Origin of the sequence: Vibrio sp. dhg, assembly GCF_003443775.1 — a bacterium.
In the GTDB taxonomy this organism is placed as follows: domain Bacteria; phylum Pseudomonadota; class Gammaproteobacteria; order Enterobacterales; family Vibrionaceae; genus Vibrio; species Vibrio natriegens.
In genome coordinates this window covers 332,855-358,768 of the sequence record NZ_CP028944.1, presented here as the reverse complement: position 1 = coordinate 358,768, position 25,914 = coordinate 332,855, and the positions used below count along the sequence as shown (strand labels likewise).

Sequence of the window (25,914 nt, the reverse complement as noted above, 5' to 3'; positions counted from 1 at the left end):
GTATACTGGAAGTTGTAAGTATCTTTTCTATGTACCGCAGAGTTGAGCTTCATTCTGCTGTTAATCGTGTAGTTTATCACGTAATCCCATTAAGCACTCAAGATGATGGCGAAAAACCGTTTACTCAGTATTAAGTGCCGAATATTTGAGCTTACAGTTATTCATCCTCATCTTTACAAATGTAAGATGCAATCTGGTTAATATTATTTGCTGAGATATTGAGCGCAAAAAGAATGTAGTCAAAGGTGGAAGATTCTGTAGGAATGTACTTACTAATTTTAAAATAATCTTTATATATCAATGGAATATGTGTGTTTTGTTGTGGTGTTGATATTTGACTTTTGAGGCTCTCAGATTAATCTGACTTCCCAATCAGAGGAAGTCGTTATGTTCAGCATTTTAAGAAAACTATTCTTGCTATCCGTTACGTTATTTAGCGTTGCGGTTTCTTTTAATGCACCTGCGGAATCAACGATTAAAGAGCAAAAAGACACGGTGGTTGTTGGCGTGATTACTCAGCACAACGCCGGAGACTCAATGCTGGACAGTATTGGTCCTTTCTATGACATCAACCTTGATTACCTGACCAACATTTCAAAAGCGCTTAACTTCAAACTAGAGCTTCGTCCTTACAAGCATATTCCTCCTTTGTTAGCTGACGTTGAGAGCGGAGTCATCGATGGCGCAGTTGGGTTTAGCAAAACAAGTGAAAGGGAAGGTCGCTTCCTGTTTTCGCAGCCATTCTTTTCAAGCACCATTGCCGTTTGGTATCAAGATGCCAGCCTTAAGCAACGATCAAATCAGGAAATTCACTGGGTTTGTGTTGAAGGCAGCTCATATTGTCACAACCTTAAATCTCAGGGGTTCGACAACATCAGTTATGCCAGAACGCGATTAGAAGCCTTCGAAAAGGTCCGTTCTGGTCAAGCGAATGCACTCATTTCTACTTATGTCGCGATCAACCAATATCTTGATCAGCACAATATCGTTAAAGGGTTGGTAGCCATACCAGAATGGCTGAATCATGAAGACGTGAGTTTCATTACTTCGCCGGAAAATCAGGACCTTATTAATCGAATCAATAAGATCCTAAATTGGGAGAAGAGCGGGAAAAATATTCGTTCTGTGGCTTCCCAGAACCCTTACCACATCAACGACAAGCTATTAGTTGAGTATCGTAAGCATTTAGGTGTTGAGCACAAGATTACTTACAGCAGCAGCGAAGAAGCGTATCCGTTTTTATTTAAGAATGCGCACTCTGATCATCTGGATGGTTTTCTTCCAGACTTCATCGAGTTAATTCAATCTAGAACTGGTTTATCATTTAAATTTGTTAAGCCAAAAACGAGCTTAAGTAGTGGCTTGACCGCTTTTAACTCTGATCTTGTCCCTGTGGCTTATGTTGATGATGCACCGGTTTCTGACTGGTTGGTGACAAAGCCCTTTATGCGTAACAACTTCGTGTCTATCCGAACGGAAGAGCGCAATGTCGATGTGACCGAAAGCTCCAAGCTTGGCATTTTAATCAGTTTGAAAAAGCAAGGGTTAGTGCACTTAGACTCATGGCAGCATGATCGCTTTTCTCGCTACGACGATCCCAAGCAGCTATTGACGGATCTGAAATCGGGTAAGTTAGATATTGCGTATGTCCCTGATGATATTGTCCATAGTTTGATTGCACAGGACCAGGTCGATGGTTTAGTCATCAACGAGCATGACGCACTGACATTCTCTATCGCTTTTGCTGTGTCTAACCACAATACGCAGTTGAAAAATATGCTCGATAGTGTCATCGACACGATTGATTCAAACGAAATAGAAAAGCTACTTCGCTCGCACCGAAACTTCAATTTAGTCTATGGCTATGACGATGAACACATGACAAGAATCGTTGTGTCAGGCGTCGTGGCGTTTATTGTTCTGTTAGTTGTGGCGTATTTTGTCTTAGCTCATTTGAAGTTAAAGGTAAATTTGGCCGAGCTGAATGCCAATAACGAAGAAAAAGAAAAGCAGTGGCTTATGGAAATTATTCAGGAAATCAACAGCCTGGTATTTATCCATGACGAGAATAACCACTTGGAAATGAGTAACTGCGCCCGCCACAAACATGGTCAATGCCAAGGCTGTAGCCTACAAAGTTGTGCGACTGGTCTGCGCCTTGTCGATAACGAAGATGAGCTGAGCAGAGTTATTGAAGGAGAACGCATTACCGAAGAGGTTGCGTCGGCAGGGTGTAAGTTAGGCATTAACCATGTCTACCGAGAGCGAAAATCAATATCTTCTCCGAGTGGTAAGAAAAAATTCGTCCTTACTGTCGTACAAGACATTACGCATCAGAAGGAACGTGAACAGGCACTTATCGATGCGCAAGAGAAGGCGCAGACGGCTGTGCGGGCTCGTGAAAACTTTTTAGCAACCATGAGCCATGAGTTGAGAACGCCATTGTCAGCGGCGCATGGCATTCTAGATTTGCTTCAGCGTCAGGTAGAGGATACTTCGAACCGTGAGCTTATCTCTCAAGCGATGCTTGCCCTAAATCATTTAAATACCCTGGTTGATGAAGTTCTGGATTATTCCAAATTGGAAGCGGGGCAGTTAACTGTCGTACCAGTACAAACGGATTTGCTATCAACGCTTTGCGACGTTTTACGTAGCTTTGAGCCAAAAGCGTTAGATAAAGGGCTGGATTACAAGGTAACAGTGAAGCCTTTCAGACACCGTCTCGTGGAAATTGACACACTAAGACTCATCCAGATCATCACTAATCTGTTGTCTAATGCGGTCAAATTTACCTCTGAGGGCGAAATTGCGATTAGCGTCATTTTGCATGAGTCGCAGTTGACCATAAAAGTAGCGGACACTGGCATTGGAATGACAGAAAACCAGTTAAAAGGCGTTTTAGACCCTTTTGTTCAGGCTGATGACACGATTACGCGTAAATATGGTGGAACTGGACTAGGGCTCAGCATTGTCGATCGCTTGATCCAATGTATGGGCGGAGACCTCACGATTGACTCTCAATATGGTCTGGGAACGACGATGGTTGTGAAGCTACCAGTAACCTTGTGTGAACTCAACTACGAGTACTATCCAGAGCTGACTTACAGTGAAGCATTACCACTGTCTGTTCGTCAGTGGTGTGAAATCTGGAATATGAAAACACCGAATGAATCTTCTGACATAACGGCGAATTTAATCCCTGAAAAAGATCAGCAAGGGCGCTGTAAAGGCGTTCTGTTTAGTCAGCATGAAATCGCACCTATTTGTCTTTCATTGCGTGAGATTCAGTACCCAGACACCCTGTTAAGCTTGTTTGATCAAAGCCATCAGAATGTGATTTCAACGGAATTACCCCAAGAATCTATCGCTTGGGTTAAGGGTACCGTTCTGATCGCGGAAGATAACCCGATCAACCAGAGCATTATTTTGATGCAGATGCGTGAGCTTGGTATTGAACCCGTGATCGTCAATAACGGTCGTGAAGCATGGGAATATCTGCAGCGGAACGAACAAGTCTCTGCACTTCTGACGGATTTTCATATGCCAGCAATGGATGGCTTCGACTTGGTTAAGAGAGTGAGATCTTCACAGGTTTTTGAAACGCTGCCAGTTATCGGCGTAACGGCTGAAGATTCCCGTCTGGCAAGTGAGAAAGCGAACGAGCTAGGCATGGATAATGTGCTTTATAAGCCGTATGACTTGGATAAATTGAAGGCCATATTGCTTCCTTTTTTAGGTCAGAAAGAAAAAAGCCCATCAATAAACTGGATTGATAAGTTTACCTCACAAGATGCCAGAGAAATTGCTCAAGTGTTCCGCCAATCGATGGCGGCGGATGTGGCTAAGTTGAAGAAAGCGACCACTGACAATGACAAAAAACGAGTGATTCACGGGATTAAGGGAGCGGTGGGCGCAATAGGCATTTCAGTGTTAACCGATCTTTGCATTAAGGCAGAGAAGGTCAGTGCTACAGAATTGGATAAATTTGCAGCGGAACTCATTATACATATCGAGCAGGAGATCGAGAACGTACAGAACTGGACAGAAATACATGAACAGAACATTTAGTGCCATGGTGATCGACGATCATCCTCTTCAAACCACTTTGCTAACCCATGCCTTACGCAAGCATGGTGCTTTTGTTGCCCCATTTAACTGCGTAGATAAAGCAATTATGTGTGCGGAAACCACACAATTTGATGTCATCTTCTGCGATATCATGATGCCCGGAAGAGATGGGGTCGACATGATGGAGTTGCTTGATGATATAAACTATCAAGGCAAGGTCGTCATAGTGAGTGCGATGGACCTGACGATCATTTCAGCGGTTAAGGCCATGTGCAATGACTTTAGCTTTGAGGTGGTTGGTAAGTTACAAAAGCCTTACGATCAACTTGAAGTCGCTGACATTGTTGACAAAATGCAGCAAGACACACAAAAGAAAGCGACATTTATTCAACCGATCGAAGTCGACGATCATGAGTTTATCTGGGCGTTGGATGAGGGGCGAGTAAAAAACTACTATCAGCCATTGGTTAGTACGAAAAGTGGCGAGGTGCTTGGTTATGAGGCTCTTGCGCGCTGGTATCATCCCATTTATGGCGTGTTATCACCTTACCATTTTTTGCCAATTGTTGAACGCTGTGGTCTGTCGAAAGCGCTTTTTGATGCGGTATTTAACAATGTCATTTACGACATCAAACATCGTGGCTTTACACAAAAAGTATCCATCAATGTTGATCACGCCAACTTAGAAGATCCGCAGTTTGCGAGCCGTTTTCTTTCCCTGTGCCATGACAATGATATAGAGCCGGAACAAATCACGATAGAAATTACTGAACGTGATACGTTCCAGGCCAGTACCTCAATTTATAAAAACCTACTCAAGCTACGAATGAACGGTGTCACGGTGTCTATTGATGACTTTGGCACTGGCTCGTCTACGTTTGAAAAGTTAGCGCAACTGCCTTTTAACGAACTCAAAATCGATCGTTCTTTTGTACACGGTGTCGAAAGCGATCCCAAAAAACGAAATATTGTCGTTGCCATTCGCTCGTTAGCAAAAAGCTTAAATATTCACGTTGTCGCAGAAGGTGTTGAAAACGAGGCGACGATGAAAGTGATGCGTGAATACGGAATCGACCTTTGCCAAGGTTTTTACATCAATAAACCTATGCCCTTAGAAGCCATAACCATACTGAGCTAAAAAATGAATAGACTAAACTGCTTAATCTTTGACGATCATCCACTTGTTTGTGTTGCCATTAAATACCTGCTTGAAGAGTTAGGCGTCGCCAATGAAGTGATTACAGCCACTTCTTCGAGAGCAGCACTGACAGCAATTAAAGAGTGCGACATCGAATTACTAATACTAGATGTGAATTTATCCGATTGTGACGGCTTCGACTTCTATAAACGCATCAAATCACACGGTTATGCTGGGAAAGTGATTTTCTTCTCTGCTGAAACAAGCCAAATGTACAGCCAGATGGCATTTCGCTCGGGCGCAGATGGCTATGTATGTAAATCAGAAAATCACGAAATACTGAAAGATGCCATCGAAGCGGTATCGAAAGGGTACTCATTCTTTAAGTTTAAACAGGTGGCCAGCGAAGTAAGAGCGGCACCACAGCTTTCAAGCCGAGAGAGCTCGGTAATGAAGTACCTGTTACAAGGTAAATCGAACCGCGATATCGCAGAAGTATTATCTATCAGCGATAAAACCGTCAGCACGTATAAGCGTCGCGTGTTAGACAAATTTAATGTCGACAATATTGTTGAGTTGACAAGGGTTGCGGGAGATTTAAAGGACGTGATATGAACGTGAATCTAAGAAATGTCTCGTTGTCATTCTTCATTGCTACTTTACTGTTTGTTACGTCGGTCGTCACTATTGGCGCGGTAGTGTTCTCATACGAGAACAAGCAGTTTCGCTCTTATGTCGAGGGTTTATCTAAGGTAAAGCAGCAAGTGATTCTGTTAGGCTTGCTGACAGAATCTCAGCTTGATCAGCACCAGAATAGCAGCGCTGAAAGTATAGAATCGCAAACGAGCTTAAGTTTTCGCGATGCGATATATTCTTTAGATTCCAGTAAAAAGCTCAATTACGTTGAAGCAGTCGCACGTAAAGTGTTCCATGAGGCGGAACAGTATTTATCGAATGTTTATAAAGACACTGCATCGGTACTGTACTTTCGCTCTTACACCGGAAATAAACTGATCGTTGAGCGTCCGGTTGAAGGGCTGGAAAACAACAAAAGTGCGTTCGATTTAGAAGTGTGTAAAGAGAATATTTCTTGTGCAAAGGAAGCATGGAAAGGTCAATTAACAGATCGTGTGTTGTTCTCAAAGCCGTTTAAGAGCAGCTCTACAGGTGAATATGCATTAAGCGTAATGAGCCCTGTGTATCATCATGGTGAACTGGTGGGTGAATTCTCGACTCAGATGCATTTAACTGCGCTTTACCAAGAAGGAAAAGCGGTAAAGTCGATCATCAATAATGGTAATAAACAGTTGATCATCTACTTTCCGGGTTATCCATGGACGCATTTTTCCTATACCCAATCGTATATGGCAGACAACAATAACCTGGTCGTTTACCAATATCCTTTCAGTAAACTGCTGGTGGATTATAGCTATCTGTATGTGATCTTTTTTATTGTTGCGTTCGCTTACTTTTCCAAGGCTCATGAGTCAAATCAGAACAAAATGCAGCTTGCTAACGCATTAACTGATGTGACAAAAGATGAACTTACAGGCTTATATAATCGGAGGTTATTTAAAGATAACACCTTTAAAAACCGATTAGCTGAAGCCTCTTACTCGGTGATGGCGATAGACGGCAACCGAATTAAGAAAATTAACGATTGTTTTGGGCATCATGTAGGTGACGACGCTATCGCTATCATTGCTGAGTCGATGAAAAAAGTATTCAGAAACAGTGATTATCTTGTACGAACCGGGGGAGATGAGTTTTTGGCTATCTTGCCTAGTTGCAGCGAAAGTCAGGCGTCTGTACTTGCTAAAAAATTACAGGGTGTCGTAAAGGACAATCGACTAAAAGCGCTCGATATTGAAATTAGTGTTTGTACCGGCTTGGCCACAAGCGAAGAGCACGAAGTCCTTGAAGATGTGATTATTCGTGCGGACGAAGAGCTGTATGAGATGAAAAAGCGACGAGATTAGCACCGCAGGGCTGGTTTAATGTTGAGCGTATATGAAACGACAAACAGTGTGATGACATAACCATTTGATAAATTTGACCAAACGAGAACTTTAGTCTTTTATATTAGGGCAGCCGCTTCTTAAAAGTCGGCTGCCTTACTTTTTCTGATAAAGAACATCCGACGTAAGTGGTGCCTCGTTTTGAATAAAGACCTCGATCTCAATCTATTAAAAATACTGGTTTTGCTAGAAAAGCATCGTCAGCTCAAACCCGTTGCTAAAGCTCTCGGGAAGAGTGAAGCATCAATCAGTAAATATCTCGCCCGCTTACGTGAACAGCTGAATGATGAATTATTTATTCGCCATCCCCATCGATTTGAACCCACAGATTATCTGATACGCCAATTGCCTCAGATTGCTGACGCGCTTGATCAATTAGAAACATGCTTGCTTCGCTCTGAGTTTGATCCAGAAAACTACGAGAAAGATATCACCATCTCTTTGCCTCAAGTGGCACAATACTCGTTTGGTCACTTGCTCGCGATGGAATTGATGGCGGTGTTTCCGAAAGCTCATATCACGATCACAACCAATAATGATCATACAGTTGAGGACATATTGCTTGGTAAAGTGGATGTTCAACTGCATTATTTTAATGATGAACTGCCAAAATCCATTTACCAGCACTTTGTCGGTTATGCACCAGCGGTTGTTGTTGTGTCAGAGGAATCGGGTATTACCACTTTAGAGGAGGCCGCCGAATTACCTTTTGTCATGCTTGGGCTAGTCGGCTGGAAAGAGCGCGAACAAATAGCGAAAAGAGTGATGGAAGAGAAAGGTCTCACCATCGACAGGGTTGCGACATTGGATAACGTCAGTGCGGTCCTGAAGCTCGTCAAAGAGATGGGCGCAGCAACCGTGTTACACGAGTTTCAATCACCAATAGATGGTTATCGTTTTATACGTGTTCCTGAATCTTACTACGTGGATGGTTGGCCGAAAGTCGTGTTACAGATGAAGCAAAGCCATCGCTACGATGCAATGCACCAGATTTTAACTGGTGCCATTGCAAAACATATGGCGATTTAACCGAAAACCCGAGCGTTTTCTGATTGCGGAAGCGTATGCAGTAACTCTATTAGAGAAGTCGCATGGTACTTTTTCAAAATTCTTGTTTTATAAGTACTGATGGTTTTTGCACTCAGTGATAACTGCTCAGAAATTCGCTTGTTTGAGTAACCCTGAGCTAAGTAGTGGAACACCATGGCTTCTCTTTTCGACAAGGCAACACTGTTTGAAGACTGTGTGTGTTTCAGTTTAAACATCGAGTAACCACGAGAAACACTGACAATAGCGTCCATAATAGTTTGTTTACTCTCGTTCTTGTTCAAAAAGCCGTTTGCGCCAAGCTCGTAAGCCGCTTTAGACAAGCTTGAATAGTCTTTGGAAGAGATAAACAGAATCTTACCCTGGTACCCGGTCGCTAAAATATTTTTTGCTAAACGCATACCGTCTCTATCGCCAACGACCACGTCTAAGATAATTAAATCAATCCGTTGATTTCGAACTAAGTCCATCACTTCTGCGCTGCTTGTAGACTGTTTTACGTCTGCAGTATTCATTACATTGTTTACAAGTGTCGCAAGTGCGTCACTGTAAAGCGGTTGTGCATCAATAATAAGAACGTTTTTCACAGTGGACCTCATTTAATTATTAAAGTTAATTGTTTGCCCGCATACAACCTTATCGGATTGAGTATGATTGTAGGAAAATTCCTGATTATTTGAAGGAAAATGACATTTTCGAAAAACGAAATTCACAAAAAATATTCTATATATCAGCGGTTAGGTGGGTTTTTCTTATTTGAGGCTTTACGATAAGACGCTATTTTAAAATAATTTATGTAATTAGATTACAAATTTGACTGCTTGAAGCTGCGAGTTAACTCTCACATTTAATGAAGATGAATTATGGGTGAGATTGCATAATAAATGTCAGAGTAATTGTCTTTGAGTTGTAGAGCATACATTGTGCTGCGGGAGTAAGAATGACGAAACAGCGAGTTTGGATTGAACGTGGGGCTATTGTTAGTAAAAACAGCCCAAAACCATTAGCCATTTCCAACGTAAAAAATATTTACGTTAAAGAGTACGACCGTAAGAGCAAGGTAAAACGCGCTGCGCTAATAGGGTTTGTATTTAGTTTTGTCGCTGCTTTAGCACATCCAATACTGTCGGTAGTTGTATTTACGATTGTGTTTGGCTCAAGCTATCTCCTGACTAAGAAATATGAGCTTCGTGTTTCCGTTTACAATAATGATGAGATCGGCGTCGTTGAGTCGGGACTGTGCTTGAGTAACGATCGCTCTGAGTTTGATAAAGTCGTTACTCAGGTACACGAGTTAAAATCAGAACAGCAAGAATCTTAAGTGTTTATAAGCACGTTAGCGGCTAATTCCTAACGTGCTTTTGTCCATTCCAGCCTAACTGTTTAATCTAATGTTATCTTTTGCAGACTGATACATCGCTGAGTAACTCATAGTGCTCAGTTCTTCTCGGCTATATGCAGTCGTGACCACTTGATCACACTCATTAAGCTTAGTAAAAATTCGGTATTCACCGTGATAGGCAAAGGGACGAAGTGACGCTAGTTTTACGATGGCTAAGCAAATTTTTTCTGAGTGAGGAAAAAGATCATGCAATTTGAAATAGTGGTCAAAGTGAGAAGTCATTCCAAGTGTTGCGTTAGATTTTTTTTCAGACAGCTGTTTTCTTATTGAATCGACTCTTAACTGAGCCTCCAGCAATCGCTCCTTCAATTTCTTTAACATATGCATCTGACTTCGACGAATACTTGGGTGCTGTAAATCCGAAATGGCCGAATGTGCGAGCGGTAGGACAGATTCCATTTCCTCCAAAAGTGAACAACGCTCAAGTAAGACACAAAGGTGATACAAGTCGTAAAAGTGCGTTAATTCATTCGTTTTTAGAGCTTGTTTTATACCAGACGTTGCAGATTTTAAGTCCCCGCGAATGAGTGAAATATGTGCTGAGAGCAGAAGAGCATGCGTTTTAAATTGAGGGTGACTGTGTATATCACTGATTATCGGATTTAAACCAGACAACAAACTTTCAAAACAGTTACTCAGAGGGTTATTTAGCGCACGATATAGATAACACCGCGTGAAATTGAGCTTCGTGTATATCTCGTCTCTGAAGGTGTGAGCGTTTTTTTCTTCATAGCGTCGAATATAGGTCACGGCATCATCGTATGACTCGTTTGCTAAGGAGAGATTAGTGATCACCAGTTCACGTTCTGCCCCTGCATCTACAAGTGCGATCGATTGTTTAAGGTGTTTTATTGCTGTTGTGAAATCGTCTTTTTCAACCGCGATTTTAGACATCTCGTCGTGATAATAAGGGTTCTCTACTTGATCGTTAACCGAGTTGAGAACCTGCTGGGCTTTTTCTAGCTGATTGGATTTGATTAAGGTGTTTGCCAGTGCAATCTTAACCCAGTCAAAACCGTAATCGTCCAGTAGTCCTTGATACTCTTCTTGGGCGGCAAAAAATTGCTTGCTATTGACCAACGCCTGCGCACGATATTGCTTGATGACAATAGAATACTCAGGGTAGAGGGGAAGCAATGCGTCACAGGCTTCTGTTGCGCCGCTAAAATTCAGCGATTGAAGCTGCTTGTAAATAGGTAAAAGTGCAGCCCGTCTTTCCATCGCCGACAGAATTCGATTGCGAAAGATCTTAAAGTTTAATGGCTTAATAAAGTAGTCGTCAGCGTCGCTGTCTTGGATGGAACGGATGATCTTTGGGTTGTCTTCTCCACTGAGGAAAACAAACGTTGTATGCGCAGGAAGCAGTTTAGAATATTGCAATTCCTCTAAAATCTGGAACCCGTTAAGAGAAGCCTGAAAATTATAGTCGCAGAGGATCAAATCAAACTGGGTTTGCTCACATAGCCGGATTATTTCTTCCGGTTTGTGCGCATAGCTAATGTCATCCATTCCTGATTGTTTGAGGATTGACGTTATGGTGCTGGTGACCAGTTTTGAGTCGTCGGCGATTAGCACTTTACGCTTGTTAAGGTTAGGGAGCATGGCGCTATCCTCAGGCATCAAACTTAGTGAATGAGATGAACATTTTGGTCCTACTTGAGATTTTAAGAACAGTAAACCTTAGGTGAGTTGGCTTTTCGTGCGTTGTAAGCCTTCCAATTTTTTACATCGACGATGCTCTGTTTCACCTCTTTCATTAGCGATGATAAGGCGACCGAGTAATCAGGTGAGGCAAGCTTGCCGAGTTTTTCGGTATAAATAGCCGACTGGTTTATGGTTCTTAAACCTATTTGCGCCGTGCTGCCTTTTATCTTGTGTAAGATGGCTAATGCATCCTGAGTACTTGTTGCGCCCATTAATAACAACTGTTCTAACTGAGTGACGTCGTGGTTCATGGTTTCGATGTAGGTTTCCGCCATATGAATTCTCATATCTTTAGGGAAATTGAGTAACCATTGTGTGTTTAACATAGCGCGAGAATTCATAGTAACTGGTGGTCAACGGTAGTTTTAAAACGCCTATGATCGTGTACAAATTCACCAGATACGTCAAGGTTATCAGTATTGGCCTTAATTTATAACTTATTGATATATATTAATTAATTTTTATGTGGGAGTAATCCTACAGCAGTTTAGGACAATATTGACTACGGGCATGATTTTCGTAGCGGAATATTTGTAGGACATATATCTTTGAGGCTACCCATAAGTGGCTATTGAGATATTTTCGTTGAGTAAGGTTTCTCGATGTAAATTGGGATAAATACGTTGTATTTTCATTTACTTTCATGAATGCTACACGAGGTTAAGCGAACCACGTACGTAAGAGACTTGGTGACGCTTTCGATGTCTCATTAAAAATAAGAATGGTCTCGATGGAATTCGATTCGATAAACTTGGTTGCGTTAGGTTTGATCTTTCTTGGATCCTACGTTCAAACGGCTATTGGCTTTGGCTTAGCAATTGTTGCTGCTCCTTTACTTATTATCTGGTCTCCAGAATATGTCCCTGCGCCTATCTGTTTAGTCGCTTTATTTATTTCTTTGATGAATGCAGTTAAACACCGTAGCAGCGTAGAAATTGGTGGCTTGAAAATGGCGTTGATAGGACGTATTCCGGGCTCTATTGCTGGTGGCGTCATGTTGTTCTTTGTATCAACAGAAGCACTTACGCTGTGGATTGGTATTCTAGTATTGTTCGCCGTGATTGTGAGTGTTTTGCCGTTTAGAATTGAACCAACGCCAACTCGTATGACATTTGCGGGTTTCTTTTCTGGCTTGTTTGGTACGAGTTCAGCGATAGGGGGGCCACCAATGGCGCTCTTGCTGCAACATCAAGAAGCTAATCAGTTACGCGGTAACCTATCGGCTTTCTTCGTCGTCAGCTCTATCATTTCATTGATCGTTCAGATACCCGCTGGATTTTTTACATGGAATCATTTACTTATCACTATTCCTCTGCTGCCTGCAGCGGCGCTTGGCTATTGGCTAGCGATTAAAACGACTCAGTCTTTACCAAAAGAAAAAATCCGAGTTGGTGCGCTGACACTCTGTTTTGTTAGCGGCTTTACGGCCATTGTGCAGGGAGTGAACTTGTAGGTTGTCTGATGCCGCGTCGTGGATTAACTATAGTGATAGAACGATAAATCAAAAGGAATGGATATGATTACCGCTCTCTACGCTTGTATTTTGACTGTACTACTGATTTGGCTGGCAATTCAGGTTATTAAACTCAGACGCAAGAATAAGGTCGCTTATGCAGATGGTGGGGTCGAAGCGCTTCAAATAGCGCGAAGTGCGCAAAGCAATGCGAGTGAATACATTCCCATTACATTGATATTAATGGCGCTATTGGAGTACAACGGCGCGCAACCAGTTTGGATACACCTCACCGGAATCATCTTCGTGATTGGGCGTATTATTCACGCGCGCGGTATTTTGCAAGAGAGATTTAAAGGTCGGGTTAAAGGGATGCAGCTGACTTTTCTAATCATGGCTGCGTTGGTGGTTTTGAATTTGATTTATCTACCTTACGACAAGATTTGGTAACAAGCCCAGCATGAATGTTTTCTGCCGGGCCTGTTATTTTGATTAATCGCTTTTAAGCACTTCTGCGTGCGAAGGGTAATCGAATATGTCGACCAAACGCGTTAATCATCGCACCTGTGACGATTAACCCTGCGCCAATGTACGTCCATACTGACGGTAGCTCACCAAACACGACAATACCTATCAGGCCAGAGAAGACTATCTGAATATAAGAGTAGGCGGATGCTTTGCCTGCTTCTTGAGTCTGCATCGCTTTCGTCATACCAAGTTGACCAATTTGGGTGAAAACACCAATTAAAACCAACATGATGGTCAGATAAAGATCAGGCACAACAAAATTGTCTCCCATCAAAACTATCGACGCTGGCAGGGCGACAAGTGGGAAATAGAAAATAATGACTGAACTGTCTTCTGTCCGGCTCAATTTTCTGACGATTACATACGCGATAGAGCTACCAAACGCGCCTAACAGTGCCATCATGACGCTAAATGGAGGCAGTGCATGTTCCGCTGATGCACCAGTTTCGGGGCGGACCATCACATAGATACCAAGCAAACATAAGGCGATACAAACCAATGTTGATGGTTGAATCCGCTCTTTTAAGAAAAATACCGCGAGCAAAGCGGTAAATGCCGGATGAATATATTGGAATATGGTCGCTTCTGCCAAAGGTAGCGTGGTAACAGAGTAGTAAACGCAGACCAACGCAACGGTACCCACAGCACCACGAACGAGTAATAAAGGTTTGTTGTTTCCCCAGATAGAAATTCGTTTACGCTTCACGTCTAAGTAACTGATCACTAAGGAAACCAGAGCCCTTGCTGCTACGATCTCAAAAACGGGGATACCGTATAAACTGACGTGTTTAACCGTCGCGGACATCAGTGCGAAGCCAAAGGCAGAAAGAACCATAAAGCGAACACCAATGGGAACCATGGCGCTTAAAGAATTAGACATGAGAATGCTCGATTGTTGCGTGAGATCTCACTTTAACATACTAAGTGGTTAAAATAAGCCACTAGATAAAATGAAATTTGCCGATAAAATGAGATTGCACTTTGATATCTATCCGCTTCGCCAATCAATAGCAATTCATCGATACATTACGTTTTATGGTTGGTATAAATTTGCCTAACTCACAAGGAAATAACATGATTCCAGTACAAGCAACCCACGTGTCAGGTGTCGTCATTTCTGAGATTGATGGCGTGATCAAAATGTTGCTCTTAAAACGCGTGAAAGGCGGCTACTGGTGCCACGTTGCGGGCGGCGTGGAAGAGGGGGAGTTAGGATGGCAAACCATCTTAAGAGAGCTTGAAGAAGAAACGCAGATAACCGATGTAGAGCTGCATACCGCCGACTTCCTGGAGCAGTTTTATGAAGCGAAAAAGAACCGTGTCATGGTGATCCCTTGTTTTGTTATGTTCTGCCAGCCCAATCAAGGTGTTACGCTAAACCACGAGCATACTGAATATCGCTGGTGTACATTAGAAGAAGCGAAACAATTGGCGCCTTTTGCAAATCAACACAAACTTTATGAACACGTGTGGATGCATTACGTTGATAAGTCCAAACTGACGCCTTTCACACTCATAGAACAAGACTAAAGGAAGATAATGCTGCAAGCCGATGATTTAGAACAACGCTTTGCGATATCTGACAGAATATCGATGGAGCCGTTAGCGTCGAAACACACCTTAGAGCTGCTAGAAACCGTCAATGCCAATCGTGAAAGATTAACGGTTTATTTACCCTGGCCTGAGTTTGTGACCAACAGACGTGAAGCTCGCCACTACATTTCACAAAGAGTGGATAGCAACGCAGTCGATGCGTATTGGTTTGCCATTTATTTTGACGACCGATTTTCCGGCGTGATTGGTTCAAAAGGGGTCGATCCAGAGACGCACGTGACCGAAATCGGCTATTGGCTTGCGGATCATGGCAGAGGTAACAAATTGATTGATCAGGCTCTTTCTGTTCTCATCCTTTATCTTAAAAAGAGAGGCAATGCTAAATCTGTCCAATTCCACTGCTTGGAAGAAAATATAGCGAGTATCAAAATTGCCGAGCGTACCGGGGCGAAATTGAAACACTATCTGGATCATGATTTCGATATGTTGGATCGCTCTCAGCGATTGGGAGTCTATGAGTTGCCTCTGAGATAAAGTATTTAAAAAACCGCCTTAGTAGGCGGTTTTTGTTTTTCGAAAAGGCCTTCGCCAGACTTACCAAAGACCAAGTAATTTCCACCATGCGCCGCCCACGAAGATAAATACTGGGATAACGATGAGTGAGAATATAAAGCCAATTTTCCACCAGCTTTGCAGGCTGTGGAATCCTGCGCCAAACAAGATTGGGGCTGGGCCAGAAGAGTAGTGGGTCGTTGACATGTAAAGGTTGCTGAAAATACCCAGTACGATAGCGGCCAGCATCGGTGGTGCGCCTGCTGAAATTGCAATGGCAAGGAATGCAGAATACATCGCGCTAATATGAGCCATTGCACTCGCCATCAAGTAATGGCTGTAGTAGTAAACCAGCAGCAGTACAACGACCGTTGTAACCCAGCCAAATCCAGACAACGAATCGCTCATTGACTGGCTGAACCAGCCGATAAAGCCAAGGCTGTTAAGTTGTGCTGCCATCATTACCAGAACGGCGAACCAAGTAATGGTATGCCAGGCTTCTTTTTCACCCAGCACCGCATCCCAGGTAATGGTGCGTGTCATAAGCAAGAACACCAAACCCAATAGTGCAGTAACGGTTGCATGAATGCCTAGTGTTGGGCCAAGAACCCAAAGTGAAACCATACCAACGAATGTTATACCAACCATGACTTCATCACGAGTCATCTTGCCCATTTCTGCCAATTTCTGACGAGCGATTTCGCGCATCTCTGGCGTTTTCTTTAACTCAGGCGGGAAAACAAAGTACATAACAAGTGGAATCAGGAACAAACACAGCAAGCCAGGTACGATTGCCGCTGTTGCCCAACCCGCCCATGTGATCTCGACGCCTTGTTCTTTTGCAAAGTTAGCAGCGAGAGGGTTACCTGCCATTGAAGTCAGGAACATCGCACAAGTGATCGCATTACATTGGAAGATACACTGAACCAAGAAAGCACCGATGCGGTTTTCTGTACCTTTTTCTGGATCAGAATCGTATGCGCTGGCGACAGAACGGAATAGAGGAGAGATGATGCCGCCACAGCGAGCCGTTGTACTTGGCGTTGCAGGTGCAAACAGTAAATCGGTTAAAACAAGACCGTAAGCAAGACCGAGCGAGTTATGGCCTAATTTTGAAATAAACCAGTAACCAACACGTCGTCCAAATCCGGTTGTGATAAAGCCACGCGAGATAAAAAACGCAGCGGCGATCATCCAGATCGTCGGGTGAGCAAAGCCCGTGAGAGCGGTTTTAATCGGTAACACACCAAGTAAAGTCGCTACGGTTAAACCCGTTAAGGCCATTGCCCCAAGAGGTAAAGGGGCGAGAATCAAACTCAGTACCGTTGTGACAAAAATTGCCATCATTTGCCAGGCTTGATCAGACAGTCCTTCAGGGGTTGGGATAAACCACAATATACAGCCTATCGCCACCAGCAGGAGCATCTTCATTTTGGAATCATTCATACATCCATCTCCAAGTTAATTTTTCTCCATAATAGGGTCTGGATGGTGAGGAAAACTGAGGCAAATCAATTTCATGAGGAAGTGGTTTTTGCACTTGTATAACTTGGGTGCTGAGGTCGATTCGGGCTGCAAACGCATTGAGAATAAACTCATTAAAATAATAAAAATCATAAAATTCATCCTTGAGATATCGGTCAAGTTTTATCGCGTATTCCTCAATAATTGGTACAGACTTACGGTAAGCTTGGGCTAGGCAACCTTTAGGAATTCTCACGTGTCTTTAACCTATTTCAGCTTCACTAAACAACTGGCCGTTTTACTGAGTGGCGTAATGCTATTGGGTATGTTGAGCTGGTGGAGCTACAGCGCGTATCAGTTGGATGAAATCCTCACACATCAAATCAGTTTGCGAGCACAAGTCCAGTCTCAGCAGCTATCTCAGTTACCGAGCCTCGTTACCGCTGTTTCATCTGGAAAAGCCGAAGCGGTGTCAGAGATCATCACCGCAGTTCAGGCGGTAAGTGATGCCGACTTTATTACCGTTAGCGATAAAAACGGTATCAGGTTGGCACACCCCGTAGAGGAACGTATTGGTCTTCATGTTACTGGTGGCGATATTGAAAGAGCGCTAAGTAGTGGGGAATCTTACCTATCGTACGGTATTGGTTCTTTGGGGCCTTCCATTCGATACATTTCACCAATTTTGTCTGACGATGGCAGTGTGATTGGCATGATTAAAGTTGGCTATCTTATTGACACTCTGGATTTATGGACCAGCGAACGTCTGTTACCTTTGCTCGTATTTGGGCTTGGTGCTGTATGCATCTGTATTTGGTTGTCCTGGAAGTTTTCACACTATGTCAGAAAACAGATGCAGGAGATGGAACCGTGGCAGCTTAAGCAGGCATTAAAGACATATCAAGGGGTTTTGCAAGCGACTTACGAGGGGTTGGTCGCGATAAACTCACAAGGGCAGTTATACCTGATTAATGATTCCGCTCGTTCGATGCTGAATTATAACAAAGAGCCTGGAGAAGAATTCATCGAGAGTATTGATAACCCGACCTGTTTTTCTCTGCAAGGGGAAGATTACATCAATGGTTTAATTCGCGTGAACGGTAAAAACTTGGTGGTAAACCGAGTGACACTGCGTACCTCTGGCGGAGAACCTTATGGTGCTGTGTTTAGCTTACGTGACCAAAATGAGATGCACGTACTCTCAGAGAAAATCAGTCAGGTAAACCAGTATATGGAAAACATGAGAGTCACTCGACACGAATATCAAAATAAACTCTCGACCATTTCTGGCTTACTCCAGATGGGGGCTTATGAAAAAGCACTAACAGTGTGTTTGTCGCAAGCGAAAGCCAGTCAGTCACAGTTGGATTCATTGCATGCCCTTCATAACCAGCCAGCTTTGTCTGCGCTGATTCTGGCTAAAGCAAGTAAAGCGAATGAACTCGGCGTTGCGTTTAGTATTGATTGCCAAAGCGATTTGAGTAGGCTCTCTAAGCGTTTATCCGAAGAGCAGTTGTGTGGTCTGATCGGCAATTTGGCACAAAATTCATTGGACGCAGTCAAAGGAAGAGAGAATGGCCGCGTGGATATTCATATCTCAGAATCTGAGTGCGAGTACACTATCCAAATAGTCAACAATGGGCCGATGGTTGAAAGTGAACTGGAAACCTTGTGCGAGCTGGGTTTTACTAGCAAACAGAACAAGTCGGAACACGGAGTAGGAATGCACATTGTACGTTCGATTGTTGAGCAAGGGCTTGGCCATATGGAACTCGATAGCGATGAGTTAGAAACGGCATTCACCGTGTATTTTTCTAAGGAGATGGCATGATAAAAGTTGTGATTGTAGAAGATGATCCCAGCATAGCTGAGCTGCATCACCACTTTGTAGAACAGGTCGAACAGTATCAGGTGGTTGGTATCGCTGGTAGCGTCCAGATCGCTCGCCAATTGGTGGAGAGAGTGCAACCAGACTTGGTCATCGTCGACAATTATCTTCCCGACGGCTTGGGCGTTGATTTGGTGTATCAGTGGCTCAATAGCGAACACAGACCAGAATGCATTTTGGTGACGGCGGCAAACGATGCCGATACGGTTCAAAAGGCCCACCGATTTGGCGCATTTGATTATTTGATTAAGCCAATGGATTATTCTCGCCTTACCGAAAGCTTACAACGATTCGCGAAAGTGAAAAATCACATGAGCAGCCAGAGCTCTTTTCGTCAGTCGCAATTAGATGATCTGTTTCATTCAGGCAAGTCTAATAAGGTTGAACTGAATCACGTCGAGTTAGCAGGGCTAGACCCTTTCATGTATCGGCAGGTTATCGATCTGTTCACTCACACTAATATTGAACATACTGCTGCCAGTGTATCGGAACAATTGCCGATCAGTAAAAGTACATCTCGCCGCTACTTAGATAAAGCGGTAGAGCAGGGCGACTTAGTGGCATTTCTAGAGCATGGAAAGGTAGGTCGTCCGACCCGGGTTTATCGCAATAAGCACATCTCAGAAAGTTAAGTTTTCTAGATAAAAATAAAGGCTCTTAACGCAGAACGAAAAGAGCCTTTGTCGAGGTTTGGGGGAGCATCAATGTAGAACCTCACTACTGAACCTTAGGTATTTACAGTCGTTCATCAACTCTTTAAACGACTCTCTGTCAAGTTTGATCAACGTTTCATGGTCACCCGCTTCTAGATAGACATGATCAAGATTTGCTAATCTTTCATCGCACACCGTTGCCATGTGATAAGGGCTTCCAATTGGCGGAACGGCACCATGTTCACAGTCGGTAAAAAGTCGATAAACCATGCTTTCTTTAACCAAATGGAAAGAAGCGTTGAACTCATCGTTGAGTCTCGACAAGCTGATTTTATTGTTGGCTGGTAATACCGCCATCATATGATGACCTTCATGATCTTCAAGGATCACGGCTTTCGCCAAATTCATCAAAGGTATACCTGCAGATACACCACTTTGAAGCGAGCTATGACTGTGGCTGTGATTCACTGTTTGAAAGTGAATATTATGATCAGTCAGGTATTGATCTAATCGGGTTGCAATCGTCATAAAGCCTCCACGTGTATTACACCTCTAAAAGTATAGGAGAGATGTGAAGCAAACGCTTATTTTCTCTATGTTCAATGACGCTTATACGCACCTGTCCTACGCTTACGTTAACGCCTGCGATAACGACAGGTGGTAACAGAACTGGAGGCAACATGAGTAAACCAATTATCGCCGATAACAAGCCAATCAAAGTCAACTTGGTGGAAGGGCAAGAATATTACTTCTGTCGTTGTGGGCGCTCCAAGAGCCAACCTTATTGTGATGGCTCGCATTCAGGGACCGGTCTGAAGCCGATGAGCTTTGTCGCCGAAAAGAATGAAGAGGCTTACTTATGTCGCTGCAAACAGACTTCTAACGCTCCATTTTGTGATGGTACCCATAAAAAATTTACGGCAGAGCAGGTAGGGCATGAAGCGCCGGAAGCAAAGAAAGAAAAAAGCGGAAAACCGGTGGCGGCGTCAACACAAGAAGAACCTACATTGGAGTTTATTCACCAACTGGCGAGAGAAGGGTTATCTAAACTCGGGCATCATGGCCCCATGGCTGCTATGGGCGTACCAAGACACCTGTTACCGCATTGGGACGCGATACAAATTATGGTCGCTCAGATGGCCACTCAGCCATTGATGGAAGACGTGCCAGTCGCGACCGAGTTAATTGTGGGGCCGAACGCACGTAAGCCTCTCAAATTGGCGATCCCTTTGTTAGTCTCCGACATGAGTTTTGGCGCGTTATCAGAAGAGGCAAAAATTGCGCTCTCTAAAGGCGCAGAATTAGCCGGTACAGGAATTTGTTCCGGTGAAGGGGGCATGTTGCCTGAAGAGCAAGCCGCAAACTCTCGGTATTTTTATGAGCTTGCCAGCGCACAATTTGGCTATGAGGAGTCTAAATTGCATGGCGTACAAGCTTTTCATTTTAAAGGTGGACAGGGTGCGAAAACGGGAACCGGAGGACACCTGCCGGGCAGTAAAAACGTAGGTAGAATATCGGAAATACGTGGCATTCCTGAGGGCGAGCCCGCGATATCACCACCGACATTTAAAGACCTCCATTCCGCACGTGACTTCAGGAAATTTGCTGACAGAGTACGTACCATCACCGGAGGCATACCCATCGGATTCAAACTCAGCGCGAATCATATTGAGCAAGATATTCAGTTCGCTCTGGATGCCAGTGCGGATTACATCATTCTTGATGGTCGTGGCGGTGGTACGGGGTCGGCACCATCCATGTTTCGTGATCATATCAGTGTTCCAACCATCCCAGCTTTAGCGCGTGCTCGTAAATATTTGGATCAAAAAGGCGTTGGTGACAATGTCACGTTAATTGTGACTGGCGGATTGAGAGTGCCAATGGACTTTGTTAAAGCCATGGCGTTAGGGGCTGATGGCGTCGCTATTGCAAACAGCGCAATGCAATCTATCGGGTGCGTCGCTGCGCGAATTTGCAACACCAACAACTGTCCCGCAGGTATTGCCACGCAAAACGCCGATTTGAGGCAGCGTCTTGATATCGACAAATCATCCAAACAATTGAAAAACTTTTTCGACGCGTCCGTCGAGCTGATGCAAGTGATGGCGAGGGCGTGCGGGCACGATGCGCTTAGTCAGTTCAACATAAATGATTTAGCGACATGGGATAGAAACATGGCGCAGTTATCTGGCGTGAAGTATTCGGGCGTCACTGATATTTATCGTTGATTGATGTTAACGCTAAATAGATACACGTTTAGTGACACTTACGTATTTCAGACATAACAAAATATTGACCAAAAAATCATCAGCAATCTGGTGTATAGACTACGCTGTTATAAATGAATATTTCTATTCATTTGATCGAGTAACGATTTTTATTAGCGGCTTCTGTGCCCCTAACAAAGGAGTTTTTATGAGCGACACAAGCGGCGGTTCAGTAGGTAAATGTCCGGTAATGCATGGTGGGCAAACATCTACAGACAAGTCAGTGATGGATTGGTGGCCAAATGCGTTAAATTTAGACATCCTGCATCAGCATGACTCCAAAACTAATCCCTATGGAAACGACTTCGATTACAAAGAAGAATTGAAAAAATTAGACGTCGATGCGCTTAAGAAAGATTTGAAAGATTTGATGACAGACAGCCAAGACTGGTGGCCAGCAGACTGGGGTCACTATGGTGGTCTTATGATTCGAATGGCTTGGCATGCTGCAGGTAGCTACCGTATTGCAGACGGTCGTGGTGGCGGTTCAACGGGTAACCAACGCTTTGCTCCTCTAAACTCATGGCCTGATAACGCTAACCTGGATAAAGCAAGACGACTCCTTTGGCCGATTAAAAGAAAATACGGTAACAAATTAAGCTGGGCGGATTTGATCCTTCTGGCCGGGAACATGGCTTATGAATCGATGGGCTTCAAAACCTTCGGTTTCGGATTTGGCCGTGAAGATATCTGGCACCCTGAGAAAGACACGTACTGGGGTTCCGAAAAAGAGTGGTTGGCACCGAGTGGTGGTGAAGGGACACGTTACTCAGGCGAGCGTGACCTAGAAAACCCACTTGCAGCAGTAATGATGGGACTTATATACGTAAACCCTGAAGGGGTTGATGGCAATCCAGACCCATTGAAAACAGCCGCTGATATGCGTGTGACCTTTGCACGTATGGCGATGAACGATGAAGAAACCGTTGCGCTTACCGCTGGTGGCCATACTGTCGGTAAATGTCACGGTAATGGTGATGCCGCAAATGTTGGCCCCGATCCAGAGGCTGCGGACCTTGAAGAGCAAGGCCTTGGCTGGATGAATCACACTACACGTGGAATTGGTCGTGACGCTGTAACTAGTGGTTTGGAAGGCGCATGGACCACGCATCCAACCCAGTGGGATAATGGTTATTTCCACTTGTTGTTTAAGTATGACTGGGAACAGAAAATGAGCCCGGCTGGCGCTCATCAATGGGAGCCTGTCAATATTGACGAACAAGATAAACCCGTTGATGTTGAAGACAGCTCGAAACGCTATAACCCAATTATGACCGATGCCGATATGGCTCTGAAAATGGATCCTGAATATCGCAAAATTGCAGAGCGTTTCAAAAACGATCAAGCGGCTTTCGAAGATGCGTTTGCTCGCGCCTGGTTTAAGCTAACACACCGTGATCTGGGGCCGAAATCTTGCTACCTAGGGCCAGATGTTCCGGCTGAAGATCTGATTTGGCAAGATCCAACGCCTGCGGGCAGTACAGGTTACGATGTTGATTCAGTCAAAACCAAGATTGAAGCGAGTGATTTAAGCATTGGTGAACTGGTCAGCACGGCTTGGGATAGCGCACGTACATTCCGTGGCTCGGATCGTCGTGGTGGTGCTAACGGTGCACGAATTCGCCTCGCGCCACAAAAAGACTGGCAAGGTAATGAGCCACAACGTTTGAGTAAAGTGTTACCGGTTCTTGAAAAAATCGCTGCTGAATCAGGATGTAGCGTAGCAGATGCTATCGTTCTTGCTGGTAACGTTGGTGTTGAGCTAGCCGCACGTGCAGCAGGTTACAATGTCACGGTTCCATTCTCGCCTGGTCGCGGTGATGCGAGTCAAGATATGACTGACGTCGAGTCATTTGAGGTTCTCGAACCTTTGGCAGACGGATACCGAAATTGGTTGATGAAAGATTATGTCGTCAAACCAGAAGAATTGATGTTGGATCGTACTCAGTTAATGGGTCTGACTGCACCAGAAATGACCGTGCTCGTAGGTGGTATGCGTGTGATGGGCACGAACTATGGTGGTAGTGCAGATGGCGTATTTACTGACCGCGTCGGCAGCTTGACTAATGACTTCTTCGTTAACTTAACCGATATGGCATACCAGTGGGTTCCGAAAGGTGAAAACCAATACGAAATCGTCGATCGCAAGTCAGGTGCAGTGAAATGGACGGCAACCAGAGTCGATCTTGTGTTCGGTTCTAACTCTATTTTACGCTCCTACTCAGAAGTGTATGCACAAGATGATAATCAGGAAAAATTCGTTCATGATTTCATCAAAGCGTGGGTAAAAGTGATGGATGCCGATCGCTTTGATCTATAGGAAAACATACGAGTTCTCTTAATTAACTGTCATAAGATAAATACAGGCGGACTTAATGTTCGCCTGTTTTTTTATTGGTACTGTAGGTATCCCATCGGATTATCAAACCAGTTCTGAACATTAGCCCTCTGGAAATCAAAGAAAGCGCAATCAATAGCGATTAAACTGTGTCGAACGACCAACCAAAATGCCATAGTCATGACTCAAAACGCTATTCAAGAAAAAATCGCTAGCTTCTCTCGTATAGAAGACGCGTTGAATTATTTCGAGATCGAATTCGACAGCCGATTTGTCGAGAGTCATCGCACCGAATTAGTAAAGCGATTTAACGGCTATTTAATTTTGACCAAACCCGATGATTGGTTCTCAGCACGTCGCGCACTCAAAAACGCGTACTGCAAAGTACAACGCAGCTTGCTGGACAAAACAACCCGATCAGCCTGTCGAGGCTGCACGTCGTGTCAAAGACGCTAAGTCAGTTATACGCTGTTGAATGTCTACATACTGCAAACATAGATTACTCGCGACTTCCGCCAGAGTATTTGGCATATGCTAATTACACATTTTTAGACCGTGTAAAGTGCCACTATGCTTACAGATACTGAACGTCATAAACCTCATCAGTCCCATGACCATTGCGCAGTGTGCGCACCAATTGAAAACAATCCCTACTCTTTATCCGTCCATTACCAACAGCTTTCAGATCATTCCATTTTTGGCGAATTCGATGTGCTTAACCGTCATCAAGGTTACACAGGATTGTTGCATGGTGGTATCGCCAGTTCATTGCTCGATGGCGCGATGACCAATTGCTTGCTGTCGATGGGTGTTGAAGCACTGACGGCTCAGCTCGATGTCCGCTATCACGCGCCTATTGCTTTAAAGGAACATATTGAAATTACCGCGCGTTGCGAAAGGGAAAAGCGGGGTGTTTATCAGTTAGTCGCTCAGCTAAGTGTCAATAAAGAAGTCAGAGTCAGTGCAATGGGAAAATTTATTCGCCCTAAAAGTTAGCTAACCGTATACTCGTAGCTAATGACTATTCCATGGAGGGAATATGAAAGAATTTGATGAACTACTCTCAATCGCGACGAGGAAGTCAGAGTTTGATCTGACCAATACCTGGTTTAAAGGTGTCGAAACCTATCTGGTTGCAATTGGTAAAGAAGTCGAAGAAGTACGTGAAGAGATAGCTGAAGATCGTCTTTGTTATCTGGAAGATGAACTTGGCGATGTGCTATGGAATTATTTGAATGTACTGAAAGCGCTGGAAAGAGAGAAAGGCATTGACCCGAAGAAAGTTCTCGATAGGGCTTGTAAGAAATACGAACAACGCGTGTCCGCTATCGAATCAGGCAGCAGTTGGGAAGACGTCAAATTGAAACAAAAAGAAGCGTTAAGTATCGAGTTGGCAGAGCAGGCAGAAAACAAGCAGAGCGTCATCTGACGAGACAGGCGCGTACAGGTTCGGACTGCATTTGGCATAAGTCTTACTATAAACAGACAAAACCAGATGGTAAACTACACGTCTGTTTTACTTAGTGATTAAAGGTAATTTGATGAACCCGATTCTTGCAATGCTGAAAGAGAATAATATCAGTGATGCTCAGATTAATGAGCTATTTCAGGCGTTGACGCAAAACCCTCTTGCAGCAATGGCAACTATCAGCCAGTTGGGTCTACCTCAGGAGCAGCTTCAAGCGTTGATGGCGCAAGTGATGCAAAATCCTGTGTTAATTAAAGAAGCGGTTGAAGAGTTAGGTTTGGACTTTTCAAAAGTGGTTGAAGCAAAAGAAAAACTTCAGCAGTAACAGAGTATCCTCAAACAAATATAAAAAGCCGCTAAAATATTACGTTT

General features: G+C 43.8%; 25 protein-coding genes. 18 read left to right on the top strand and 7 right to left on the bottom strand.

Translation table 11 applies throughout. The annotated features are described in order from the left end of the window. Positions 1-387: 387 nt before the first annotated feature. From DBX26_RS17330 to DBX26_RS17310, 5 genes are all read left to right on the top strand, one after another. Complete coding sequence (locus tag DBX26_RS17330) at positions 388-4,068, top strand: transporter substrate-binding domain-containing protein (RefSeq protein WP_118120186.1); 3,681 nt, start codon at positions 388-390, stop codon at positions 4,066-4,068. After that, positions 4,052-5,206: an EAL domain-containing response regulator gene (locus DBX26_RS17325; protein ID WP_065301093.1), complete on the top strand. Its 1,155-nt coding sequence runs from the start codon at positions 4,052-4,054 to the stop codon at positions 5,204-5,206. Before DBX26_RS17330 ends, DBX26_RS17325 begins: the two co-directional genes overlap by 17 nt. Before the next feature lie 3 nt (positions 5,207-5,209). Then, the gene (locus tag DBX26_RS17320) at positions 5,210-5,821 is read left to right on the top strand and encodes a response regulator transcription factor (protein ID WP_014234091.1); all 612 of its coding nucleotides are present in this window, start codon (positions 5,210-5,212) and stop codon (positions 5,819-5,821) included. Between the two features lie 2 nt (positions 5,822-5,823). Next, positions 5,824-7,185 carry a GGDEF domain-containing protein gene (locus DBX26_RS17315; protein ID WP_024372937.1) on the top strand — a complete coding sequence of 454 codons (1,362 nt, stop codon included), beginning with the start codon at positions 5,824-5,826 and terminating at the stop codon, positions 7,183-7,185. Positions 7,186-7,365: 180 nt separating this feature from the next. Beyond that, entirely contained in the window at positions 7,366-8,253 is an 888-nt protein-coding gene (locus DBX26_RS17310; RefSeq protein ID WP_118120184.1) for a LysR family transcriptional regulator, read from the top strand. Here DBX26_RS17310 and DBX26_RS17305 read toward each other — a convergent pair. Further along, the gene (locus DBX26_RS17305) at positions 8,250-8,858 is read right to left on the bottom strand and encodes a response regulator transcription factor (RefSeq protein ID WP_014234094.1); all 609 of its coding nucleotides are present in this window, start codon (positions 8,856-8,858) and stop codon (positions 8,250-8,252) included. The genes DBX26_RS17310 and DBX26_RS17305 overlap by 4 nt on opposite strands. Before the next feature lie 353 nt (positions 8,859-9,211). On the opposite strand from DBX26_RS17305, the gene DBX26_RS17300 reads away from it, so the two are divergent. After that, entirely contained in the window at positions 9,212-9,592 is a 381-nt protein-coding gene (locus DBX26_RS17300) for a hypothetical protein (protein WP_118120182.1), read from the top strand. A gap of 54 nt (positions 9,593-9,646) precedes the next feature. Here DBX26_RS17300 and DBX26_RS17295 read toward each other — a convergent pair whose 3' ends face one another. Both DBX26_RS17295 and DBX26_RS17290 read right to left on the bottom strand, forming a co-directional pair. After that, positions 9,647-11,275 carry a response regulator gene (locus DBX26_RS17295; RefSeq protein WP_118120180.1) on the bottom strand — a complete coding sequence of 543 codons (1,629 nt, stop codon included), beginning with the start codon at positions 11,273-11,275 and terminating at the stop codon, positions 9,647-9,649. 62 nt (positions 11,276-11,337) lie between these two features. After that, positions 11,338-11,703, bottom strand: a complete 366-nt coding sequence (locus tag DBX26_RS17290) for an Hpt domain-containing protein (RefSeq protein ID WP_254063603.1) — start codon at positions 11,701-11,703, stop codon at positions 11,338-11,340. A gap of 404 nt (positions 11,704-12,107) precedes the next feature. Between DBX26_RS17290 and DBX26_RS17285 the strand changes: the two genes are divergently transcribed. After that, positions 12,108-12,830 carry a sulfite exporter TauE/SafE family protein gene (locus DBX26_RS17285; RefSeq protein ID WP_020334770.1) on the top strand — a complete coding sequence of 241 codons (723 nt, stop codon included), beginning with the start codon at positions 12,108-12,110 and terminating at the stop codon, positions 12,828-12,830. A gap of 63 nt (positions 12,831-12,893) precedes the next feature. Next, entirely contained in the window at positions 12,894-13,280 is a 387-nt protein-coding gene (locus DBX26_RS17280) for an MAPEG family protein (RefSeq protein WP_020334771.1), read from the top strand. Between the two features lie 52 nt (positions 13,281-13,332). On the opposite strand, the gene DBX26_RS17275 is transcribed toward DBX26_RS17280, so the two are convergent. Then, entirely contained in the window at positions 13,333-14,238 is a 906-nt protein-coding gene (locus DBX26_RS17275) for a DMT family transporter (protein ID WP_014234100.1), read from the bottom strand. A 194-nt stretch (positions 14,239-14,432) separates the two neighbouring features. Here DBX26_RS17275 and DBX26_RS17270 point away from each other — a divergent pair, with 194 nt between their 5' ends. Together DBX26_RS17270 and DBX26_RS17265 are read left to right on the top strand one after the other, a co-directional pair. Further along, positions 14,433-14,888: an NUDIX pyrophosphatase gene (locus tag DBX26_RS17270; protein WP_020334772.1), complete on the top strand. Its 456-nt coding sequence runs from the start codon at positions 14,433-14,435 to the stop codon at positions 14,886-14,888. 9 nt (positions 14,889-14,897) lie between these two features. Further along, on the top strand, positions 14,898-15,446 hold the full coding sequence (locus DBX26_RS17265; RefSeq protein ID WP_065303524.1) for a GNAT family N-acetyltransferase: 549 nt from the start codon (positions 14,898-14,900) through the stop codon (positions 15,444-15,446). 60 nt (positions 15,447-15,506) lie between these two features. Here DBX26_RS17265 and DBX26_RS17260 read toward each other — a convergent pair whose 3' ends face one another. Together DBX26_RS17260 and DBX26_RS17255 are read right to left on the bottom strand one after the other, a co-directional pair. Further along, positions 15,507-16,910 carry an anion permease gene (locus tag DBX26_RS17260; RefSeq protein ID WP_020334774.1) on the bottom strand — a complete coding sequence of 468 codons (1,404 nt, stop codon included), beginning with the start codon at positions 16,908-16,910 and terminating at the stop codon, positions 15,507-15,509. After that, positions 16,903-17,184 carry a hypothetical protein gene (locus DBX26_RS17255; RefSeq protein WP_118120176.1) on the bottom strand — a complete coding sequence of 94 codons (282 nt, stop codon included), beginning with the start codon at positions 17,182-17,184 and terminating at the stop codon, positions 16,903-16,905. Before DBX26_RS17255 ends, DBX26_RS17260 begins: the two co-directional genes overlap by 8 nt. A 57-nt stretch (positions 17,185-17,241) precedes the next feature. On the opposite strand from DBX26_RS17255, the gene DBX26_RS17250 reads away from it, so the two are divergent. Then, a complete protein-coding gene (locus DBX26_RS17250) occupies positions 17,242-18,759 on the top strand; it encodes a sensor histidine kinase (protein ID WP_118121224.1) in 1,518 nt (505 codons plus the stop codon). Further along, positions 18,756-19,448, top strand: coding sequence for a response regulator (locus DBX26_RS17245; protein ID WP_118120174.1), 693 nt, complete (start codon positions 18,756-18,758; stop codon positions 19,446-19,448). The genes DBX26_RS17250 and DBX26_RS17245 overlap by 4 nt, the downstream gene beginning before the upstream one ends. Before the next feature lie 69 nt (positions 19,449-19,517). Here DBX26_RS17245 and DBX26_RS17240 read toward each other — a convergent pair whose 3' ends face one another. Continuing rightward, a complete protein-coding gene (locus DBX26_RS17240; RefSeq protein ID WP_014234107.1) occupies positions 19,518-19,997 on the bottom strand; it encodes an aminoacyl-tRNA deacylase in 480 nt (159 codons plus the stop codon). A 152-nt stretch (positions 19,998-20,149) separates the two neighbouring features. Between DBX26_RS17240 and DBX26_RS17235 the strand changes: the two genes are divergently transcribed. The 6 genes from DBX26_RS17235 (at position 20,150) to DBX26_RS17210 (ending at position 25,867) form a co-directional block, all read left to right on the top strand. After that, on the top strand, positions 20,150-21,697 hold the full coding sequence (locus tag DBX26_RS17235) for a glutamate synthase-related protein (protein WP_118120172.1): 1,548 nt from the start codon (positions 20,150-20,152) through the stop codon (positions 21,695-21,697). A 187-nt stretch (positions 21,698-21,884) separates the two neighbouring features. Further along, the gene (gene katG / locus DBX26_RS17230) at positions 21,885-24,056 is read left to right on the top strand and encodes a catalase/peroxidase HPI (RefSeq protein WP_118120170.1); all 2,172 of its coding nucleotides are present in this window, start codon (positions 21,885-21,887) and stop codon (positions 24,054-24,056) included. Positions 24,057-24,254: 198 nt separating this feature from the next. Then, on the top strand, positions 24,255-24,530 hold the full coding sequence (locus DBX26_RS17225; protein ID WP_118120168.1) for a nitrogenase-stabilizing/protective protein NifW: 276 nt from the start codon (positions 24,255-24,257) through the stop codon (positions 24,528-24,530). Positions 24,531-24,644: 114 nt separating this feature from the next. Continuing rightward, a complete protein-coding gene (locus tag DBX26_RS17220; protein ID WP_014234111.1) occupies positions 24,645-25,070 on the top strand; it encodes a PaaI family thioesterase in 426 nt (141 codons plus the stop codon). A gap of 43 nt (positions 25,071-25,113) precedes the next feature. Continuing rightward, the gene (locus tag DBX26_RS17215) at positions 25,114-25,503 is read left to right on the top strand and encodes a MazG nucleotide pyrophosphohydrolase domain-containing protein (RefSeq protein WP_020334783.1); all 390 of its coding nucleotides are present in this window, start codon (positions 25,114-25,116) and stop codon (positions 25,501-25,503) included. Positions 25,504-25,615: 112 nt separating this feature from the next. After that, entirely contained in the window at positions 25,616-25,867 is a 252-nt protein-coding gene (locus tag DBX26_RS17210; RefSeq protein ID WP_014234113.1) for a DUF2999 family protein, read from the top strand. Positions 25,868-25,914: the final 47 nt, after the last annotated feature.

Bases quoted from the DNA above. Each gene is read 5' to 3' on its own strand.
- DBX26_RS17220 (WP_014234111.1), top strand. From the start codon at position 24,645: ATGCTTACAGATACTGAACGTCATAAACCTCATCAGTCCCATGACCAT.
- DBX26_RS17280 (WP_020334771.1), top strand. From the start codon at position 12,894: ATGATTACCGCTCTCTACGCTTGTATTTTGACTGTACTACTGATTTGG.
- DBX26_RS17320 (WP_014234091.1), top strand. From the start codon at position 5,210: ATGAATAGACTAAACTGCTTAATCTTTGACGATCATCCACTTGTTTGT.
- DBX26_RS17285 (WP_020334770.1), top strand. From the start codon at position 12,108: ATGGAATTCGATTCGATAAACTTGGTTGCGTTAGGTTTGATCTTTCTT.
- DBX26_RS17330 (WP_118120186.1), top strand. From the start codon at position 388: ATGTTCAGCATTTTAAGAAAACTATTCTTGCTATCCGTTACGTTATTT.
- DBX26_RS17265 (WP_065303524.1), top strand. From the start codon at position 14,898: ATGCTGCAAGCCGATGATTTAGAACAACGCTTTGCGATATCTGACAGA.
- katG (WP_118120170.1), top strand. From the start codon at position 21,885: ATGAGCGACACAAGCGGCGGTTCAGTAGGTAAATGTCCGGTAATGCAT.
- DBX26_RS17210 (WP_014234113.1), top strand. From the start codon at position 25,616: ATGAACCCGATTCTTGCAATGCTGAAAGAGAATAATATCAGTGATGCT.
- DBX26_RS17290 (WP_254063603.1), bottom strand. From the start codon at position 11,703: ATGTTAAACACACAATGGTTACTCAATTTCCCTAAAGATATGAGAATT.
- DBX26_RS17300 (WP_118120182.1), top strand. From the start codon at position 9,212: ATGACGAAACAGCGAGTTTGGATTGAACGTGGGGCTATTGTTAGTAAA.
- DBX26_RS17270 (WP_020334772.1), top strand. From the start codon at position 14,433: ATGATTCCAGTACAAGCAACCCACGTGTCAGGTGTCGTCATTTCTGAG.
- DBX26_RS17245 (WP_118120174.1), top strand. From the start codon at position 18,756: ATGATAAAAGTTGTGATTGTAGAAGATGATCCCAGCATAGCTGAGCTG.
- DBX26_RS17240 (WP_014234107.1), bottom strand. From the start codon at position 19,997: ATGACGATTGCAACCCGATTAGATCAATACCTGACTGATCATAATATT.
- DBX26_RS17215 (WP_020334783.1), top strand. From the start codon at position 25,114: ATGAAAGAATTTGATGAACTACTCTCAATCGCGACGAGGAAGTCAGAG.
- DBX26_RS17325 (WP_065301093.1), top strand. From the start codon at position 4,052: ATGAACAGAACATTTAGTGCCATGGTGATCGACGATCATCCTCTTCAA.
- DBX26_RS17295 (WP_118120180.1), bottom strand. From the start codon at position 11,275: ATGCTCCCTAACCTTAACAAGCGTAAAGTGCTAATCGCCGACGACTCA.
- DBX26_RS17275 (WP_014234100.1), bottom strand. From the start codon at position 14,238: ATGTCTAATTCTTTAAGCGCCATGGTTCCCATTGGTGTTCGCTTTATG.
- DBX26_RS17250 (WP_118121224.1), top strand. From the start codon at position 17,242: ATGCTATTGGGTATGTTGAGCTGGTGGAGCTACAGCGCGTATCAGTTG.
- DBX26_RS17235 (WP_118120172.1), top strand. From the start codon at position 20,150: ATGAGTAAACCAATTATCGCCGATAACAAGCCAATCAAAGTCAACTTG.
- DBX26_RS17225 (WP_118120168.1), top strand. From the start codon at position 24,255: ATGACTCAAAACGCTATTCAAGAAAAAATCGCTAGCTTCTCTCGTATA.
- DBX26_RS17260 (WP_020334774.1), bottom strand. From the start codon at position 16,910: ATGAATGATTCCAAAATGAAGATGCTCCTGCTGGTGGCGATAGGCTGT.